Consider the following 19600-nt stretch of genomic DNA (forward strand, 5'->3'; position numbering starts at 1 on the left):
GCAGGAGACCGCATGCGGGGGCGCATGTCCTTGCCTCACAAGATCCGCGAAGAGGTCGGACCCGCCCGCGAAGGCGCCGTCGTCCCGGTGCTCCCCCGCCCATTTTGCCTGAGCCGGCCCGGGAACGAGCGTTGCGGTGGTGCGCCGATGCTGCTTGTCTGTGGCCGGCGGATGTCCGAGCCCGGACCGCCGTGACCTGACGCCGACGAGGTTTCGATGCGCAGCGAGATCACAGGCACGACCCTTCCCGTTCTGACATTCACCCTGGAGCCGGGTGAAGGCGTGCTGGCCGAGCCGGACCGCCTGTCCTGGATGACATCCAACATTGCCATGAACACCACTGCCGCCACCGGCGGGGCCAGCGGGCTGTTTTCCGCCATCGGGCGCGCCATTTCCGGCGGCGGCCTGTTCATGACCGAGTTCGTGGCCCAGGGGGGTGAGGGGCTGCTGGCGCTGGCCGCCAGCGTTCCCGGCAACATCATCGAGGCGAAGGTGGAGCCGGGCCGGGGTTTCCTCATCCACCGCCATGGCTTTCTGGCGGGCACGCTGGGGCTGTCGCTGGCGGTGGGCGTGCAGCAGAGCCTGGGGGCAGGCGTGTTCGGCGGCAATGGCTTCGTGCTCCAGCACCTCACCGGCACCGGCAGCGCCTATGTGGAGCTGGGCGGCGAAATCGTCAGCTACACCCTTCAGCCGGGCCAGGAGCTGCTGGTTCATCCCGGCCATGTGGGCATGTTCGAGGAAAGCGTGTCGTTCGAGATCACGACCATTTCCGGGGTCAAGAACATGCTGTTCGGCGGCGATGGCCTGTTCCTGGCGCGGCTGCGCGGCCCCGGCAATGTCTGGCTGCAGACGCTCACGCCCTCCAAGCTGGCCCACGCGCTCGCGCCCTATCTGCCGACGCAGCGGCAGTGAGATGAAGCGCCGCTGAGCCCGCCCCTGGTGGTTGCCGTAACCCCAGGGGCGCGCGCCGCTCAGCCGTGCATCAGCGCGGAGACGTGGGCGGAGGCGGAGGAGGCCAGTGCCTCCAGGTCATATCCCCCCTCCAGGAGGGAGACGACGCGGCCGCCGCAGACCCGGTCCGCCGTCTCCATGAGGCGGCGGGTGATCCAGGCGAAGTCGGTATCCACCAGGCGCAGCGAGGCCATGGGGTCGCGCACATGGGCGTCGAACCCGGCGGAGATGAGGATCAGGTCCGGATGGAAGGCCTCCAGGCGCGGCAGCACCCGGCTTTCCATGGCCTCCTTGAACTGGGTGCCGTCGTCGCCGGCATGGAGCGGGGCGTTCACGATGGTGTCCGCGCTGCCGGTCTCGCTCGCCTCGCCGGTGCCGGGAAACAGCGGCATCTCGTGGGTGGAGCAATACATCACGGTCGGATCGTCCCAGAAGATCTGCTGGGTGCCGTTGCCATGGTGCACGTCGAAATCCACGATGGCGACCCGCTCCAGGCCATATTTCGCCTGGGCGTGGCGCGCGGCGACCGCCACCTGGTTGAGCAGGCAGAAGCCCATGGGCTTGCGCACTTCGCAGTGGTGGCCCGGCGGGCGCATGGCCACGAAGGCGTTCGCAACCTTGCCCTCCAGCACCTCGTCCACGGCGAAGCAGGCGCCGCCCACCCCGCGCAGCGCGGCTTCCCAGCTGCCCGGTGACATCACCGTGTCGGAATCGATGCGCACCAGCCCTTCCGTGGGCACGGCGCCGCCCATGGCATCGAAGAAATCGGCCGGATGGACCCGGATGATGTCTTCCCGCTCGCCCCGCGGCGCACTGTCCCGCATGAGCAGGGAGAATTTCTCCTGCTCGAAGATCCGGTCCAGCACCCTGAGGCGGTCCGCACGCTCGGGATGGCCGAGCGGGGTGAGATGATTGAGCCCGGCCGGATGAGTGACGAGCAGCGTGGACATGAAGCGTCCGACCTCCCTATGAGCTTTATTTTTAATGAACTCATAGCATATTTCGCGGTCAGGAGCACAGCTTTGAGACGGCTCAAAGTTCCGGATGCTATTTCTCGTCGAGCCGCTTGGAGAAGATGATCCGCGGCTCCTCGATGAAGCCTTCCGCGTGGTAAAAGGCGCGAACTTCCGCATTGTCCGGGCGCACCAGCAGCATCAGCTTCGGCACCGCGCGGGCGCGCAGCCAGTCCTCGGCGGCGGTCAGCAGGGTGCTGCCCAGCCCCTGGCGCTGCCGCGCCGGCTCGACCGCGAGGTAATAGACCCAGCCCCGGTGCCCATCGTGGCCCACCATCACCGTGCCCAGCAGCGCGCCGCCTTCCTTCGCCACCAGGATCGTGGAATGGGGGCCGCGCCGGGCCAGGGCGATGTCCGCGTGGGGATCGTTCCACGGCCGGGTGAGGCCGGCCCGCTCCCACAGCGCGACGATGGCGGCGATGTCGCCATCGTCGGCATGATTGATGGTGGCCTCGAGAATCGGGGCTTCGCAGGTGGGCTGGGTGGTCATGGCTGAGCCTCGGGGTGAGAAGTGGGGCGCGGGGCTGCCGCACGGCCCAGGCGGTCGGCGATGGCTTCGCCGAGGCCCGAGCGCGGCAGCGGCACCACGGCGATGGAGGGGGCGCCCGACGCATCCAGGCTGCGCAGGGCACCGTAAAGGTGGGCGGCGGCCTCGGTGAGGTCGCCCGCGGGGCTGAGGTCGAGAATGACACCGGCCTTTTCGCTGCCCGGCGGGCGGGCGCCGGCGAAGGTGAGCAGCGCCTCCCCGGGCTCGATCCTCCCGGCCTCCAGCCGCACCCGGGCGCGCGGCGCATAGTGGGAGGCGAGGCGGCCGGGGGAGGCGGGCCGGGCGGCATCCTGCGCGCCGGCGTCGGCCAAGGGCGCGCCGATCAGGGCCTCGATGTCCTCGCGGGTCACTCCGCCCGGCCGCAGCAGGCGCGGCGTTTCGCCGGTGACGTCGACAATGGTGGATTCAACGCCCACCTCCGTCGGCCCCCCATCCAGGATCAGGTCGATGAGCCCGGAAAGATCGCCGCGCACATGCTCCGGCGTGGTGGGCGAGACATGGCCCGAGCGGTTGGCGCTGGGCGCCACCACGGCGCCGCCGAAGGCCTCGATCAGCTCCCGCGCCACCGGATGGGAGGGCACACGCAGGGCAATGGTGTCGAGCCCGGCGCGGGCAAGCTCGCAGGCGCGCGCGCCGCCGGCATAGGGCACGACCAGCGTCAGCGGGCCGGGCCAGAAGGCGTCCGCCAGCTTGCGGGCGGTCGCGTTGAAACGGCCGAAGGCGAGGGCCGAGTCGGCGCTGGCGAGATGGGAGATCAGCGGATTGAAGGCCGGCCGCCCCTTGGCGGCGTAGAGGGCGGCCACGGCGTGCGGATTGGCCGCATCGGCGCCCAGGCCGTAGACGGTTTCTGTGGGAAAGGCCACCAGACCGCCCGCCTTCAGCAGGCGCGCGGCTTCCGCGATGCCTGCCGCATCCGCCGCGAGGGTGCGGGTGTCGGGCGCTTGGCCGTGGGATCCTGTGGAATGGACCATGCGTGCCTTCATGCGAGACGGCGGCTGCGACCAATGGCCAACAGACGCGACTTGACGAACGGGGGCCATCGCCGCGAATTGGGGGCCGGCCGGCGCCAGCGCTTAGAGCGCGGGTGAAGGGTCCGGTCAAGCCGCGGAGTGCCCGAGGGGATGGGGTGCCCGCGCATCTTAAGGAGAGAGTGATGGCCTATCGTGCGCCGGTCGAGGACGTATCGTTTTTCCTGAAGACCTGCACCTCGCTGCCCAAGCTGATGGAGCAGGGCCTCGTTGATCTCTCCTTCGACGTGGTGGAGCCGGTTCTGGAAGAGGCCGGCAAGTTCGCCTCCTCCGTCATCGAGCCCCTCGATCGCGGCGCGGACAAGGAAGGCTGCGTCCTCAAGGACGGCGCCGTGACCACGCCCACCGGCTGGAAGGCCGCCTATGAGTCGTGGATCGAGGCCGGGTGGAACTCCGTGGCGGCCGAGGAGGATTTCGGCGGCCAGCACCTGCCCACGACCGTGACCTCCGCACTCACCGAGTTCTGGAACACCGCCTCCCCCTCGTTCGGCATCGGCGGCGTGCTGACCCAGGGCGCCATCGAGGCGCTCACCGCCCACGGCTCCGCCGAGCTGCAGAAGATCTATCTGGAAAAGATGGTTTCCGGCGTGTGGACCGGCACCATGAACCTCACCGAGCCGCAGGCGGGCTCGGACCTCGCGGCCCTGCGCGCCAAGGCGGTGAAGCAGGCCGACGGCACCTATCGCATCTTCGGCACCAAGATCTTCATCACCTATGGTGAGAACGACCTGGTTGAGAACATCGTGCACCTGGTGCTGGCGCGCCTTCCCGATGCGCCGGCCGGCACCAAGGGCATCTCGCTGTTCGTGGTGCCCAAGTTCCTGGTGAATGCCGACGGCTCGCTGGGCGCGCGCAATGATGTCTTCTGCACCGGCATCGAGCACAAGCTGGGCCTGCACGGTTCGCCCACCTGCACCATGACCTTCGGTGACAAGGGCGAGGGCGCCATCGGCTATCTGGTGGGCGAGGAGAATCGCGGCCTCGCCTGCATGTTCACCATGATGAACAACGCCCGCCTCGCGGTCGGCATCCAGGGTGTGTCGGTGGCCGAGCGCGCCACCCAGCGCGCCTTCGCCTATGCCAAGGAGCGCCGCCAGGGCAAGGCCGTGGGCTATACCGGCGAGGGCATGGCGCCCATCATCTTCCATCCGGACGTGAAGCGCATGCTGCTGACCATGCGCGCTTCCACCGATGCCGCCCGCGCCATCTGCCTGATGACCGCCGACGCCATCGACCGCTCGCGCCGGCTGGCGGACCCCATGGCCCGCGCCTCCGCCCACGCCGAGGCCAGCGTGCTCACCCCGGTGGCGAAGGCCTTCTCCACCGACACCGGCATCGAGGTGGCCTCGCTGGGCGTGCAGGTGCACGGCGGCATGGGCTTCATCGAGGAGACCGGCGCCGCCCAGCACTATCGCGATGCCCGTATCTTCGCCATCTATGAGGGCACCAACGGCATTCAGGCCATCGACCTCGTGACCCGCAAGCTGCCGCTGGAAGGCGGCGACGTGGCCACGACCCTGATTGCCGACTTCCGCGACATCGCCGACGAAGTGCACGCTCTGGAGCTGCCGGAGTTCGGCCGCGCCGGCGAGAAGCTGGCGGAGGCGGTGGACGCCCTCGGCCGCGCCACCCGCAAGCAGCTCGACCGGCTGGGCGAGGAAAATCAGAAGGCCCTCGCCGGTGCCGCCCCTTATCTGCGCCTGTTCGCCCTGGCGGCCGGCGGCGCCTACCTCGCCAAGGCCGCTCTTGCGGCCCATCGCGAGCGCTCGGCGGGCGGCACCGATCCCCGGCTTGAAGCACGCATCGCCATCGCCCGCTTCTTCGCGGAGAACCTTTGCCCGCTGGCCAAGGGCCTCGAAGAGGTGGTGGAGGGCGGCCACGCCAGCCTGCTCGAGGCTGAGAGTGTGCTGACCCTGGACTGACGCGTTGTGGTGTTCCCCGGCCCCGCATGGAGCCGGGCCGGGGAGCCCTGACGAAGCCTGCAACGGAAAGGCCCGCGGTCTTGGCTGATGCCATGTCGCGGGCCTTTCCGCATCTGGCAGCCCGGCTTTCCGGAAGCGAAAGGCATCGAGGCGTGACACGTGCCCTCGGAGATACGCGCGCGCTGTCGTGTTCGTTGGAGCGTCTATTTGCCGGCCGTCGGAGCGCATGGCTGCTCACAGCTCCGCTCAGGGGGCGGGCGCCGGCGCGCAAGCTCAGCCCAATGGGCGTTTCCGCCCACGAGCTACGCGCAAGGGGCGTTTTCGCCTAAGCCTCAGAAGCTGGAACTCCGTCCGCGTCCGTGAGCAACCCGACAGCCCGCCAAGTGCCGCGCCCCGACGCCTTGGCCAGGTAGAGCGCGGCATCGGCATCGGAGACCAGAGTCGCCGGGTTCACATCGGGCCGGCGCGCGACCGCCATGCCGATGGAGAAGGAGGCGGGAAGGATGAGGCCCTCGGTTTCCACCTGGCGCGACAGATGGCGGTGCAGCCGGTTGGCCAGGTTCACGAATTCCTCAGGGCTCTTGCCCAGGGCAATGACCGCGAACTCGTCGCCCCCGAAACGTGCTGCGATGTCGCCCGCCCGCAGGGCGGATTGCAGCCGGCGCGCGGTGGTGGTCAACAGCACATCCCCCGCCACATGGCCGTGCACGTCGTTGACGCCCTTGAAGTGATCCACATCAATCAGCAGCACCGCGAACGGCGCCAGGTCACGGTTGAGGCGGCGGTGAGCCTGTTCCAGCGCGCGGTCGAAGGTGGCGCGGTTGGCGAGGCCGGTCAGCGGATCGTGGCTCGCGGCATGCTCCAGCGCCGCTTCCAGGTGCTTTTTCTGCGAGATGTCGGTGATGGTACCGACCGCGCGGATAGGCCCTCCCGCATCGTTGCGCTCCACCACCTTGCCGCGGGAGAGCAGCCAGACATAGGAGCCGCTGCGGTGCCGCGCCCTCAGCTCGATCTGGTAGAGCCGGTGGCGGCCCACCATGTGCTCGCGAAAGGCGCGTTTGACCTGGGGCATGTCCTCCGGGTGGATCAGCTCGCGAAAGTTGCGAACGATCTCCGCATCGGTGTCGGGATTGTAGCCCAGCATGCGATAGGCGCGGGTACTGAAGAAGATGACATCCGTGGGCAGGTGCCAGTCCCAGATGCCGTCATTGGCGCCTTCCAGGGCATAGGCAAGCCGGCGCTTATCCTCCACCAGCGCCCGCTGCTGGCGGTCGCGCTGCGCCATGATGGCGGCGATGATGAGTGCGGGACACGCGGCCAGAACCAGCCGGCCCTGGGCCTTCAGCATATCGAGGGAGCGGTCCGCGCCGGGCGCGCCCCAGGTGCCTGCAATGGTAAGGGCCAGGACCATGGCGCCGAAAGCGCTGGCCGCGAGGGCGGTGAGGAAGGGGCCCAGGCGGAAGGCGAACCACAGCAGGATGCACGCCCCCAGGTCCACCAGCAGGGGTTCCTGCGTCGCGGCTGCGAGGCCCGCGGCACCGACGAGGGCCGCACCTGCCACAGCGCATTCAAGGGTCACGCGCGGCAGGCGACGCCCGAGCGCCGCCGCTCTGGCGGGCAGGGCCGCGCCAGCCTGCTGGGGCCACAGGAGGAACAGGGGGAGCAGAAGGATGACCGCCGCCATGTCCGGCAGCCACCACCGCAGCATGGTGGGCCAGAAGGGGCCGCCATGCTCACTGATGGTCGCGGCGGCGCCGATGAGTGCGCCGGGGATGCCGGCACAGAGCGCCACCACCAGAAGCCACGCCACATGCCGCACATCGAACGGACCGCCGGGGCGCAGGTCCGCATGCCGGCAACCCTCCACGATCAGGTAGAAGCTGGTGCCGGCTGCAATCGCTGCCGCACCCGCCTGAAGCTGGGAATCACCAACCAGCAGATGGGCCACGAGGCTCGCCGCGGTGAGCGCCAGCGTGCACCAGCGTGGCGCGGCCTTGATGGCGAGAAGGAAAATGCCCGCCGCGAGAGCATTCGCCGGCCACAGGGCAAAATCCAGGTGGAGGCCGCGCAGCACCGAGAGCAGCGTGAAGATGAGGCAAAGATAGAACGAGGCAAACAGGACGATTTCGCCCAAGCTGATGCGCGCCGCGCGAGGGGCATCCCCGGCGGAGGGCGTCAGAATGGCGGACAGGGGCGTATCCGCGGCCAGGTCAAGTGCAGAGCCCCCTGCCTTGGTGGAAGCACCACCAGGTTCAGTCGCGGGAGCCTCGTCGGGGCGCATCTTAAGCTCATCATCTGGCCGGACACTGTCCCAAACTCCCCATTGGCCTGACGCAGGTCGCGTTTGCCAATGTTGCTGTGTGGAATTTCAGGGACCAAGCCGGCTGGAGTTCTTCTCGACGGTAAAATAATACGCTTAACTGCCTGTTACCGATCGCAATTCTTGTCACGTCGCCGGAGGAAAGCAAAGAGCTTTACCTCCGGCGTGCGAGTGGAAATTTCCGCCTCTCAGGGGAACAGGCGGGTCTTGGTCCAGGGCTGCCCCGCGTCCGTCCGGCGAAACACCACGCGGTCGTGCAGGCGGAAGGGGCGATCGTGCCAGAACTCCATCTGCACCGGGGAAATGCGGAAGCCGGTCCAATGGGGCGGGCGCGGCACCGTTCCAAGGGCGTATTTCGCCGTGGCGCTGGCAACCGCCGCCTCCAGGGCGAAGCGCCCCTCGAGGGGCTGGGACTGCCGGCTCGCCCAGGCACCGATCTGCGACAGGCGCGGCCGGGTGGCAAAATAGGCATCCGCCTCGGCGTCGCTGACGCGGGCGACCGGCCCGCGCACCCGCACCTGCCGGCGCAGCGACTTCCAGTGGAACACCAGCGCCGCCTTCGGTGTTGCGGTAAGCTCCTGGCCCTTGGCGCTGCCGGTATTGGTGAAGAAGACGAAGCCGTGTTCGTCCACACCCTTCAGCAGCACCATGCGCACGTCTGGCAGCCCGTCCGGGTCCACGGTGGCAAGGGCCATGGCGTTGGGATCGTTGGGCTCGCTCTTCTCGGCATCGGCGTACCATTCACCAAACAGGCGGAAAGGCTCGTCGGACTGGGTAAAATCACCAGTTGTTAAGGGGTTCTGGGGTTCCATGGTGTCGCTCGTCGTCATGTGGAGTCCCCTGTGCCTCGCCGTATCCTGGTCGCCCCGCTCGTTGGCGGGACGCCTCCTTATAGGAGCGCCGCGCGTCTGCGCGAAGTCCTCCGCAGGGGATTGGCCGCAGCGCTCCTCCTCACTGCGGCGACGTGTGCGGGTTGCAGCTCCCTTCCGCAGGGGGATGACGACCTGGTGACGGGCTCCATCAAGCCGCGCCCCGCCTCGCTTCAGCTTCCGGAAGGCGACGCCCCCAAGGGCATTGCCGGCGCCGACTGGATCGCGGCGAAGCTCGCCCTCGACCAGGCCCTGGTCTCCGGCGAGAAGGATATCAGCGTACCCTGGGAGAATGCCGAGACCGGCGCGCGCGGCACTGCGACTCCCATCGGCGAGACCCGCGCCGGCGGGTGCCGCGACTTTATGATCGCGGTCGTTGACGGCAAGTCCGCGGACCGGTGGGTCCAGGGCGAGGCCTGTCGGGCGCGCGGCGCAACGGTATTATCCCAGGTGCGGGTGCTCGGTCGGGCCTGAATGCGACGGAATCTCGGGGGCAGGCCGGCATAGGTGTTGCAATTTAGCTGGCATGGACCCACATCTTGAACGCGGCTGGCCGCTTTAGCGCCGGCCGGCGAGGTGAGATTTCATGCGTGATCCATACGACGTCCTCGGCGTTTCCCGGACCGCCGACGAAGCCGAGATCAAGCGCGCTTATCGTAGGCTGGCGAAAAAGCTGCATCCCGACGCCAATGCCGACGACCCCAAGGCTCAGGATAAGTTCGCGGAGCTGAATACGGCCCACGAAATCCTGTCGGACAAGGAGAAGCGCGCGCAATATGACCGCGGCGAGATCGACGCCGAGGGCAAGCCGCGCGCGCCCGAATTCTCCGGGTTCAGCGGCGGGCGGCGTCAGGGCCCCGGCGGCTTCTCCGGCTTCGACGGCGACACCATTTTCGAGAGCTTCTCATTCGGCCCCGAAGGCGCGCGGCGGAATACCCGTCGCGGCGGCGGCGCCGGCAGCGCGGGGCAGGGCGGTGGCTCCAGCTTCGACGACCTGGGCGACCTGTTCGGCTTCGGCCGCCAGCGGCGCAGCGCCGGTGGCGGCTTCACCCCGGCTCCCGGCGCCGACATGGAGATCACCCTGCCGGTGACCTATGAGGAGGCCACCCACGGCGCCAGCAAGCGCGTGGGCCTGCCCAACGGCAAGCAGATCGACATCAAGATCGCCGCCGGCACGCGGGAAGGCCACCGCATGCGCCTGAAGGGGCAGGGCGAGGCCAGCGCCACCGGCGGCGAGCCGGGCGATGCCTATGTCACCATTTCCTATGCGCCGCACCCGGTGTTCGAGCGCGACGGGGACGACCTGCGCCAGAGCGTGGACGTGACGTTGCCGGATTCCGTGCTGGGCACGAAGGTGCGGGTGCCGACCCTCTCCGGCGAGGTGGAGCTTTCGGTTCCCGCCTGGACCTCCGGGGGGCGTGTGTTCCGCCTGCGCGGCAAGGGCCTGCCCAACACCACGGGCGGCCACGGTGACATGCTGGTGCGGGTCAATATCGTGCTGCCGCGGGTGAAGGATTCGGAGCTGGAAGCCTTGATGCAGAAGCTTCGCTCCACCGCCGGCTGAGGCACTGGCAGGGCCCCCGGCACCCCGCCGGCTGAGATGAGACAGAAAATGCGGCAGCGTCGCTGCCGCATTTTCTTGTCGCGGGTTGGTTCCCTCCGCGCGCGGAAATGATCTACAGTCCGCGCCCCATTGGACCTGCACGGGTGCCCCCCATGTTTCTTGAACTGCAGAACCTTTATTTCGAAGACCTGACCGTGGGTCGGACCGAGCGCATGTCGAAGACCGTTTCGTCTTCCGACATCGTGGGTTTTGCCGAGCTGACCGGGGATCGCAATCCGATCCACCTGTCCCAGCACTTCGCGGCCAAGACCCCCTTCGGCGGCCGCATCGCCCATGGCCTCTACACGGCGAGCCTGATTTCCGCAGTGCTCGGCACGCGCCTTCCGGGCCCGGGCGCGGTCTATATCTCGCAGACCCTGCATTTCCGCGCCCCCGTGCGCATCGACGACACGGTGGACGTCGAGGTGCAGGTGGTGGAGCTGATCCCCGAGCGCTGCCGCGCCCGCTTGTCCTGCACCTGCTCGGTGAAGGGTGAGATCGTGCTGGACGGCGAGGCCTGGGTGAAGGTTCCCTCCAACGCGCAGAAGGCCTCGGCCTGAGGACGGCGTCCGTTTCTCGGTTGCGTTGCGCGGTTTGCTGAGGGGGCGGCGGTGTTCGAGTCGGCGAAGGTGGAGCACAAGCTGGAGAAGAGCGCCTTCAAGGCGCTGGAGCCCAGCTTGCGCGAGGATCTGCTGAATGTGCAGTTCCAGCTCATCGATCAGAAGCGCCGTAGCCTCCTGGTGCTGATCCACGGGCCCGACGGCGCCGGCAAGGGCGCCGTGCTCAACCGGCTTTATGAGTGGCTGGACGTTCGCAAGCTGGAAACCCTCACCTATGAGGCGCCCTGCCAGGACGATCGCGGCCACCCGCCCATGTGGAAATATTGGCGCGGCCTGCCGTCCTATGGCGACATCGGCATGATGCTCGGCTCCTGGTATCACCGCCCCATGTGCGGGCGTGCGCTGGGGGAAATGGGCCGCTCCGCCTTCGTCAGGACCATGGAGGACATCCGCCGGCTGGAGGCGATGCTCCACGCCGAGGGCGTGAGCCTGCTGAAGATCTGGCTTTATCTCGATCCGGCAGAGGCCCACCTGCGCCTTCAGGGGCTGACCAAGGGCGCCTATCAGCGCCCCGTGGTGCGCGAATGGGCGGAGCTGGAAAGCCACAAGGAGCGGGTGCGCCTGGCCCAGGCCGCCGAGGATGCGGCCCGCCTCACCTCCACGGATTTCGCGCCCTGGCAGGTGGTTCCCGCGTCTGACGAAGCCTATCGGGATGCCACCGTAGGCAGTGTGCTGCTGGAAAAGCTGAGGGCGATGACCGCCAATGGTGGCGGGGGAACGCCACGCCCCACGCCGAGCCCAACCCAGGTGCCCAAGGCGCTGCCGACCTTCTCCATTCTCTCCACCCTGGACCTGAGCCAGAAGCTGGAGAAGGAGGACTATGAGCGGCAGATGGCCCACGAGCAGAGCCGCATCACCCGGGCCACCCAGTCCGCCTCCTTCGCCGGCCAAGGTCTGATCCTCGCCTTCGAGGGCAGCGACGCGGCGGGCAAGAGCTCCACCATCATGCGGCTGCGGCGGGCGCTGGATCCGCGGCGGTTTCGCGTCCACCCCATCGCGGAGCCCACCGATGAGGAGAGCGCGCGGCCCTATCTGTGGCGCTTCTGGCGCCACATTCCCGCGCGCGGGCACACCGCCATCTTCGACCGCTCCTGGTATGGGCGGGTGCTGGTGGAGCGGGTGGAGAACCTGTTGGAGCCCGACCAATGGGGCCGCGCCTATGGCGAGATCAATGATTTCGAGGCGCAGCTGGCGGAGAGCGGCTATGTGGTCGTGAAGTTCTGGCTGGCCATCAGCCAGGACGAGCAGATGCGTCGCTTCGCGCAGCGCGAGGCCATTCCCTACAAGCGCTTCAAGCTGACCCCGGAAGACTGGCGGAACCGGGAGAAGTGGCCGCTCTACGAGGCCGCCGTCACCGAGATGGTGGACCGCACCTCCACCCGCGACGCGCCCTGGACGCTGGTGGAGGCGGAAGACAAGCACTTCGCGCGGGTGAAGGTGCTGCGCACCGTGGCGGACCGGCTGGAAAGCGCGCTTTCGAAGTGAGCTTCCCAAAGACCCAGTGAGCCTCGGGCAGCAGGACGGGCAGGGCGCCGGCCCCAGCCTCACGCGGCGATGGAAACCCGCCCGCGGCCGGCTTCCTTGGCCTGATACATGGCCGCATCTGCCCGCTTGAGGAGCATCTCGGCCTCCTCCTCGCCATGCTGCGAGACGGCGACACCCACGCAGCAGCCGATGGAGATGATGCGTCCGCCGATCACGAACGGCTCGTTGATGGCGCTCAGGATCTTGTTTGCCACCGCGCTGGCGCCGTCGAGGTCGCTGGCCATGGGCAGCAGCACCACGAACTCATCGCCTCCGAGGCGCGCGACCGTGTCTTCCGCGCGCACCCAGCTCTGAATGCGTAGCGCCACCGCCCTCAGCACGTCGTCACCCACCGAATGGCCGAACTGGTCGTTGACCGGCTTGAAGCGATCGAGGTCGATGAAAAGCAGGGCCACCGGCTGGTTGCGGCGATGCGCCTGCACCAGCGCCTGGGTCGCGCGGTCCAGCAGCAGCGTGCGGTTGGGCAGGCCGGTCAGCGGATCGAAATTGGCCTGGTGCCAGAGCAGCTGCTCCTTCTCCTTGCGGGCAGTGATGTCCGAGAACACCGCGACGTAGCCCGAGGCCAGGCCATTGGGGCGGCGCACCGTGCTGATGACCAGCCGCTCGGCGAACAGGTGGCCGCTCTTGTGCCGGTTGGTGATCTCGCCTTCCCAGGAGCCCTTTGTGCGCAGGCTTTCATACATGGAGCGGTAGAAGGGCTCATCATGCAGCCCAGACTCGAGCAGCGCAGGGGTCTGGCCGATGGCCTCCTGCGACGCGTAGCCGGTGATGGCGCTGAAGGCCCGGTTGACCGCCACGATCCGATTGTCGGCATCGGTCACCATGATGCCCTCGGTCGTGGAATCGAACACGAGCTGGCTCACCAGGCGCTGTTCCTCCTGCCGCATGAAATCGGTGACGTTCGAGAAGGCGATGACCGCGCCCTGGGGCGAGCCGTCCGCTCCCGGCGCCAGCCGGCGGGAAATGAAGGAAAGCCAGGTGCGGCTGCCATCCTCGTTCTGGACGTAGAACAGCTCGTGGTTGAGATCCTGCACCAAAGCACGGCGGCTGGGGCGCTCGGCTTCGGCAATGGGGCGGCCGAGGGGATCAAACAGCGGGCGCGAGCGGCTCTTCAGGCCGTCCTCGTCGGTCAGCAGCATTTCCAGGGCGGGCCCGTTGAAGGCGGTGAACTCGGCCTTTGCGTTCAGCATGACGATGCCGGTGGGCACGACCTGGAACAGGGTGCGGTAACGCTCCTCGCTATCCTTGAGCTGGGCCTCAAGCTCGAAGCGGTCCGTGACGTCGTGCACGATGGAATAAAGCACCGTGTGGCCGCCAAATTTCACCGGGCCGGAATAGACTTCCACCCGCCGGATTTCACCCGAGGCCAGGCGGTGGGGGAACAGGAAATAGGGCCGCTTGCCCACGATGGCTTCGGTGAGAGCGGCCTTGATCTGGTCCGGTGGCAGGCAGTTGATCTGGTCGAGGCGCATGTGCTCGAGCTGCTCGCGGCTGTAGCCGTAGAACTCGGCGGCGGACCGGTTGGCGGCAATGATGCGCCCGTTGGCGGGATCGGAGATCAGCTTGATGGAATGGTTCTGCTCGAAAAGGTTGTGATACATCTCCTCCTGCTGGGCGAGCGCGCGGCCCTGGCGCGCATTGCGCATCAGCAGGATGGCGACCACGGCCATCAGCGCCAGCAGCAGCAGCGCGCTGATGGCAAAGTAGCTGCGGTCCGAGGCGATGTTGCGGTCGACGTCCGTGAGCAGTCCGCCTTGCAGGAAGGTGACGAAAACCACGAGACCGTGGGTTGGCACCTCGTTCCAGGCGACGATCCGCGCCGGGCCCGCCGCCGAGGCGTCCTGCAAAACGGCGCCACAGGTGGGGCCGGATGGGGCAAGATCGCGCCGATTGCTGCCGAGGACGGCGCCGGTCAGGATGGGGTCGGCCGTGCTCGCAATGACCTCCTGGTCCGATTGCCGCACGATGGCTGCGATGTCACCGGGCCCCAGGCCGATCTGTGAGAGCTTTTCGCTGAACAGGGAGATCGGAACGTCGGCGACCAGATAGCCGGCATGCTGGCCGCCATGCACAATCGCTTGTCCCAAGGCGACATGCCACCGCATGCTGTAGGGGCCCTGGTCCGGATCCCCAATGGCGACCGCGGGTGGGGTGCTCTCCTTCAAGGCAGAAAAAAGTGTCGTTTTGGAAATGTCTCTCAAGCCCTCGGCGCCGCTGGAGACGACCAGGATACCATTGATATCATAGAGGCTGACACTCACGCCTTGCTGGTTGGGCAGCACCGAAAGGGCGTGCCGGGCCGCGGAGGCGAAATCCTGAGCCTCGCCCAGGTGGTCGTCGGCGATCTCCTGGAGGAGGAAGGAGATGACGTGAAGGGTCGTGTCGAGTTCCTGGCTGATGACCTCCGCCACCTGGGTGGCGCGGAGCAGTCCCGCGTTCACGGAATCCTGCCGGCTTTTCGAGAATGACTGCTCCAGATGGAGCCAGGCACTGAAAAACAGGCCGACAATCAACAGCGCGGCAACGGCCAATCCTTTTTCTGTATCGAGCTTGATGCGGGGCATATTCAGGATCGGACGTCACGCGAAAAGAGGTCGTGCCCGAGATGGCTTTTCCGCCAATCGGTAGCGAACTAGGGAATGCACAAATAGGCGCCCGCATCAATCGCGGCCCCCGTCGTCGCTGACGGTCTTCCCTCCACCTTGGAGGGAAAACTTCGCGCAGAACGCTGCTCGATCTAGAGCATTTTCCGCTGTCGCGGAATCGAGGAAATGGTCTAACTCATTGAGTTCAGGTGCTGTCTTTATGTGCGCTGGTATCCGTCCGGCTCGAAACTCGCCTTAGGGCCAGCGGTGATGGCGGCTGCGCTGCGGCAGTGAGTTCGGCCTAAATCCCATGGGGAATACGTCACTGCCCTTGGGTTGTGCCCCCAACACATCAGGCAGGCGTCGACCCTCCCGTTCCAGCGGGTCCTGGGCTGTGCTGCTGATCGTGGAACAGACCGTCGGGCGCATCGCGGGCCGATGAAGCCAGTTTCATCATCGCCAAACGCGGCGCGTGGGGCTGCCGAGGGCAGCGGCGTGTCGCAACTCGGAAGCTTCAGGCGGGGATTTTAGGCCGTCCACCGCGCATTAAGAATGCGCGGGGCGTTTCGCGACCTGCGGGCCGTCGCGGTCTTATTGAGGGGGTATGGGGAGCGTGGCTGGGGCGCCTGGATTCGAACCAGGGAATGGCGGAATCAAAATCCGCTGCCTTACCTCTTGGCTACGCCCCAAATGGCCATGCAACTGCGGTGGGCGCGGAACATATCGTCGGGGCGCCATCATGTCCAATGCGGCGTGCGACATATCCAAAGCGTCCTGCCCCGCCGTCGCCGGGGGGCAGGAGCGGCCCGCAATCAGGCGCCGGTGAAGCGCGGTGCCCGCTTTTCGGAGAAAGCGAGCCGGCCTTCGCGGTAGTCGGCGCTGGCATTGGCGGCGCTGGTTGCGCGCTTGGCCTCCGCCAGCAGGCTGCCATGCCCACCTTCCGCCGCGCGGATGGAGAGCTTGGCGGCCTTCAGCGTCAATGGTGCATTCTCGGACATGCGCAGGGCGAGGCGATCGGCCGTGGCATCCACCTCCTCCGGGGTGGCGATGACGTCGATGGCGCCCATCTCATAGGCCCGCGCGGCCGCGAGGCGGTCGGCGGTGAAGAAGAGCTGGCGCGTGCCCTGGCTTCCGAACACCCGCAGCAGCCGGTGCAGGCCGCGTGGATCATAGCCCAGGCCGAGGCGCGCCGCCGGAATGGCGAAGAAGGCATTGTCCGCGGCAATGCGCAGGTCGCAGCTCGAAGCGAGGGCGGCACCGGCGCCGACACAGGCGCCGTGAATGAGGGCGAGGGTGGGGAAGGGCAGCCCCTCAATGGCGGCGCAGGCGCCTTCCACGATGTCGTCATAGCTCTGCGCGCCCGAGGCATCGGAACGCGCCCCGTCGAAGTCCGAAATGTCGGCTCCGCCGGAAAATGCGAGAGCCCCCTCGCCACGCAGGATGGCGACGCGGATATCGTGGCGGCGCGCCGCCTCGGAGGCGAAACCGGCGAGGGCTTGCCACATGCCGCTGGAAATGGCGTTGCGCCGTTCGGGATTCGACAGGACGAGGCGGGCGATGCCGTCCTCGATGGTAATGGCGATGCTGCCAGCCAACTTCGGCCTCCAGTGAAAACGTGGCGCGAGCGGTGATCCGTCTCCGCGTCTAGAGCATTTTCACACGGCTTTGAAACGCGAAAATGCGCGCCGTCCTGCCCACGGCCCGTTCGAAGGGGCGCCCGAGGGTGGCATCAGGCCTTGGGGCTCAACGGGCCGTGGCTCTTAGCCAGCGGCGCAAAATGTGGGGAAGGTCACACGCCAAGAGGTATCAGGGGCGGGAAATGCGCAAGGGATACGGGACGGTGCTTGTGGGCACCGTCCCGTCCCGACGGGCGCCGGTCAGGGCTTGGCACCCGAAGCCACTTGAGCTGAGTGGCTCAAAAATCACCTGATGGGTGACTGTTTGACGCGAGTAGGCTTGAATCTCAAGCGAAAAGCGAATGCTGAAACAATTATACCGGAGCGCTTGGCGGGAAAGATCGCTGGGCGCAACTTTCCGCTTTCCGTGGCCGAAGATCACAATCTGTCGTTGGTCGCCGCCTATTCCTTCCTGAAAAGGAAGTTTCCTATAAAGCCGACAATGAGGCTGCCAATGGCAACGGCAATGCCGTAGATGGTGGCGTCATTTTGCGAGAATGATGCCACCTGCTGCTCAAAGCCACTTTTGTTTACTTCGAAATGCTCCGTCGCTCGCGCGATCACATGGCCGTCTCGAAGCAGAATGGCGGTAACATCATAGCGACCAATGGGCGCCCGCCCGGGGATGACGATGTTCGCGCGGAAAACGCCCGGCGCCAGGAACGTCACGCCGTGGGCATTGTCCTGGTAAAGGTCCTCGGCCTGCTGGGTCCGCAGGAAGGCAAGGCGGAACGGGTCCGTGGGCACCACATCGGCATAATCGGTGCCCACCCGCTGGATCAGCAGGTTGCGCGACAGGCCGATCTGCTCCAGCCGCAGCACCTCGGGCGGGGCCATCTCCTCCGGCGGCCGGTTGGCCTGCACGCTGAGAAAGGCCGGCACGTCGACGAAGGTGCGGCTGTCGGTGTTCACCCAAAGGCCGAGAACGCGCGATTTGCGCCAGGTGACGAAGCTTTGCTTGGGTCCCCGCACCGTCACCACCACGTCGGGCGCCGTGGCGGTTGTCTCGGCGGCGCCGAACACCACCAGCTCGGCGCCGGTGAAGGACGAGGTGATGCGCACCTGCGGCTGCGAGACGGAGATGACGAGCGGGGCCTGCTTCTTCTCCTGCGCCGCGGCGGGCATCGCGGCTGTGAGCGCCCACGCCGCGGCAAGCAATCCCGCCGCGAAGGGCAGGCGCGAGCGCGCCCGGCGGGCGGGAGGGGCACTCATTGCCGCGCCTCGATGGGGTGGAGCGCGTAGAGGTCAGCGGGCTGGCGCACCAGGTCGACGGCCACGCGAATTCCGACGGAGAGCACCAGCAGCCCCAAGAGGAAACGCAGGTTTTCGGGGCGCATGGTCTGCCCGGTGCGGGCGCCGAACTGGGCCCCCATGGTGCCGCCGATCATCAGCACGAAGGCGAGCACGGCATCCACCGTGCCGTTGGCTTCGGCATGCAGGATGGTGGCCGCCGCCATGGTGACCAGCGTCAGCACCAGCGAGGTGCCGACCGACGTGGTGGTGGGCACCCGCAGCATGTAGATGAGCGCGGGCACCAGCAGAAACCCGCCGCCCACACCCAGCACTGCGCCCAAGAGGCCGATCACGAAGCCGATGCCCGCCACCGGGATGGCGGAGACATAGATGCGGGAACGGCGGAAGCGCATCTTCAGCGGCAGCCGCATGAACCATGCATGAGTGCCGGGGCGGCGCACCTGGGCGGCCTCGCCCCGATGGGTGCGGCGGATGGCGCGCACGCTTTCCACCAGCATCATGATGCCGATGGCGCCCAGCAGCAGGGTGTAGGCGATGCGGATGAACAGGTCGACTTGCCCAATCATCCGCAGCCAGAGGAACAGGGCGACGCCCGCCGCCGTGCCGACCAGACCGCCGGCAATCAGCACCGCCGCCAGAGAGAGGTCCACCATGCCCTTGCGCAGGTAGGAGAGCGCGCCGGAGAAGGAGGACGCCGCCATGTAGGGCGAGACGCTGGCCACAGCCACCGCCGCCGGAACACCGGTGAAGATGAGCAGCGGCGTCATCAGAAAGCCGCCGCCGACCCCGAACATTCCAGAAATGAAGCCGACGGCGAGCCCCATGGCGAACACGGTGAAGATGGCCACCGGCAGTTCGGCAATGGGGAGATAAATGGTCACGGGGGATCGTCCGTTTCGGATCACGGCAGATGGGGCGGCTTTACGCTATCGGGACCGCCATGAGAAGGTGCGCAAACGGCCTTTTGCCATGCTCCGGCAACCTTTTTCGCTTCCGGCGCCCCCACGGCAGCTTTGCTGAGTTTGAACACAGATTCAATGGAGCGCTCACGAGCGGAGCCGGTCGCGCTTCGCCTGGGCCGCGAGCGCGACCAGCACGGCGCCCAGGGCGGTGGCCAGCGCGACGGGCGCGCTCGCGCGGCGGCCCGTGCGTCCAGGCACGTGCACGAAGATCACGGGGCGCCCGTTCGCACCGGAAAGGGCGGTGAAATAGCTGGCATTGCATAGATAGCGGCCGGCATCGCGCGAGGCGCGAACGGCGCCGCAGGCGGAACGGGCGGCGGCGAGCAGGGCGGGGACATCCGCCGTACAGCTCAAGACATGAGGCGCGCGTGGATCCACCCTTCGCGCCGGCGGATGGTGGCGGGCGACATCGGGGCGGTCGGCGCAGAGGTTCACCGCGCGGGTCTCCACGCACAACGTTCGCCGCCGGGGCGCCACCCCTAGCAACAGCACCCCGTCGGGCCTATGGCGGGTGAGGTGGCGCCGGAGAATGTCCAGCGCATCCCAGCGGGTCGGCAGGATTTCGAGGATGAGCTCGATGTCCGCGAGCGCCGGCCGCCGCGCATGGACGATCTGCCGTGCGAGGCGGGCGGAAGGGTTCACCGGCACGCCCGGAAACGGCCCGAAGGCACAGACCAGGATGCGCGCCCGCGGGCTGCTCATGCC

The 19600-nt window shown here is 67.4% G+C and carries 16 protein-coding genes and 1 tRNA gene; 6 read left to right on the forward strand and 11 right to left on the reverse strand.

All coding sequences use genetic code 11. The features are described from left to right. Positions 1–216 precede the first annotated feature (216 nt). Entirely contained in the window at positions 217–912 is a 696-nt protein-coding gene (locus tag V5F26_RS11945) for a TIGR00266 family protein (RefSeq protein WP_234049951.1), read from the forward strand. A gap of 59 nt (positions 913–971) precedes the next feature. On the opposite strand, the gene V5F26_RS11950 is transcribed toward V5F26_RS11945, so the two are convergent. The 3 genes from V5F26_RS11950 to V5F26_RS11960 form a co-directional block, all read right to left on the reverse strand. Beyond that, entirely contained in the window at positions 972–1901 is a 930-nt protein-coding gene (locus V5F26_RS11950) for a histone deacetylase family protein (protein WP_234049952.1), read from the reverse strand. Between the two features lie 97 nt (positions 1902–1998). Beyond that, on the reverse strand, positions 1999–2454 hold the full coding sequence (locus V5F26_RS11955) for a GNAT family acetyltransferase (RefSeq protein WP_394057850.1): 456 nt from the start codon (positions 2452–2454) through the stop codon (positions 1999–2001). Beyond that, complete coding sequence (locus V5F26_RS11960) at positions 2451–3482, reverse strand: L-threonylcarbamoyladenylate synthase (RefSeq protein ID WP_394946023.1); 1032 nt, start codon at positions 3480–3482, stop codon at positions 2451–2453. Before V5F26_RS11960 ends, V5F26_RS11955 begins: the two co-directional genes overlap by 4 nt. 182 nt (positions 3483–3664) lie before the next feature. On the opposite strand from V5F26_RS11960, the gene V5F26_RS11965 reads away from it, so the two are divergent. Further along, on the forward strand, positions 3665–5461 hold the full coding sequence (locus tag V5F26_RS11965) for an acyl-CoA dehydrogenase family protein (RefSeq protein WP_394946024.1): 1797 nt from the start codon (positions 3665–3667) through the stop codon (positions 5459–5461). Between the two features lie 325 nt (positions 5462–5786). On the opposite strand, the gene V5F26_RS11970 is transcribed toward V5F26_RS11965, so the two are convergent. Then, positions 5787–7742, reverse strand: a complete 1956-nt coding sequence (locus V5F26_RS11970; protein ID WP_394946025.1) for a diguanylate cyclase — start codon at positions 7740–7742, stop codon at positions 5787–5789. Positions 7743–7969: 227 nt separating this feature from the next. After that, a complete protein-coding gene (gene pdxH / locus V5F26_RS11975) occupies positions 7970–8611 on the reverse strand; it encodes a pyridoxamine 5'-phosphate oxidase (RefSeq protein WP_394057858.1) in 642 nt (213 codons plus the stop codon). Positions 8612–8788: 177 nt separating this feature from the next. On the opposite strand from pdxH, the gene V5F26_RS11980 reads away from it, so the two are divergent. The 4 genes from V5F26_RS11980 (at position 8789) to pap (ending at position 12358) form a co-directional block, all read left to right on the forward strand. Then, complete coding sequence (locus V5F26_RS11980) at positions 8789–9124, forward strand: RT0821/Lpp0805 family surface protein (RefSeq protein ID WP_234049958.1); 336 nt, start codon at positions 8789–8791, stop codon at positions 9122–9124. Positions 9125–9236: 112 nt separating this feature from the next. After that, entirely contained in the window at positions 9237–10214 is a 978-nt protein-coding gene (locus tag V5F26_RS11985) for a DnaJ C-terminal domain-containing protein (protein ID WP_234049959.1), read from the forward strand. 152 nt (positions 10215–10366) lie between these two features. Then, a complete protein-coding gene (locus V5F26_RS11990) occupies positions 10367–10813 on the forward strand; it encodes a MaoC family dehydratase (protein ID WP_234049960.1) in 447 nt (148 codons plus the stop codon). 51 nt (positions 10814–10864) lie between these two features. After that, a complete protein-coding gene (gene pap, locus V5F26_RS11995; protein ID WP_394946026.1) occupies positions 10865–12358 on the forward strand; it encodes a polyphosphate:AMP phosphotransferase in 1494 nt (497 codons plus the stop codon). A 59-nt stretch (positions 12359–12417) separates the two neighbouring features. Here pap and V5F26_RS12000 read toward each other — a convergent pair whose 3' ends face one another. From V5F26_RS12000 to V5F26_RS12025, 6 genes are all read right to left on the reverse strand, one after another. After that, positions 12418–14982 carry a sensor domain-containing diguanylate cyclase gene (locus V5F26_RS12000; RefSeq protein WP_394946027.1) on the reverse strand — a complete coding sequence of 855 codons (2565 nt, stop codon included), beginning with the start codon at positions 14980–14982 and terminating at the stop codon, positions 12418–12420. 635 nt (positions 14983–15617) lie between these two features. Further along, positions 15618–15692, reverse strand: a tRNA-Gln gene (locus tag V5F26_RS12005). Between the two features lie 123 nt (positions 15693–15815). Next, a complete protein-coding gene (locus V5F26_RS12010; protein ID WP_394057866.1) occupies positions 15816–16598 on the reverse strand; it encodes an enoyl-CoA hydratase-related protein in 783 nt (260 codons plus the stop codon). A gap of 483 nt (positions 16599–17081) precedes the next feature. After that, the gene (locus V5F26_RS12015) at positions 17082–17891 is read right to left on the reverse strand and encodes a TIGR02186 family protein (protein ID WP_394946028.1); all 810 of its coding nucleotides are present in this window, start codon (positions 17889–17891) and stop codon (positions 17082–17084) included. After that, entirely contained in the window at positions 17888–18814 is a 927-nt protein-coding gene (locus V5F26_RS12020) for a sulfite exporter TauE/SafE family protein (protein ID WP_234049965.1), read from the reverse strand. Before V5F26_RS12020 ends, V5F26_RS12015 begins: the two co-directional genes overlap by 4 nt. 165 nt (positions 18815–18979) lie before the next feature. Then, on the reverse strand, positions 18980–19597 hold the full coding sequence (locus V5F26_RS12025) for a pyroglutamyl-peptidase I (protein WP_394946029.1): 618 nt from the start codon (positions 19595–19597) through the stop codon (positions 18980–18982). Between the last annotated feature and the right edge of the window lie 3 nt (positions 19598–19600).

It is taken from the genome of Xanthobacter variabilis, from assembly GCF_043831965.2.
Classification (GTDB): domain Bacteria; phylum Pseudomonadota; class Alphaproteobacteria; order Rhizobiales; family Xanthobacteraceae; genus Xanthobacter.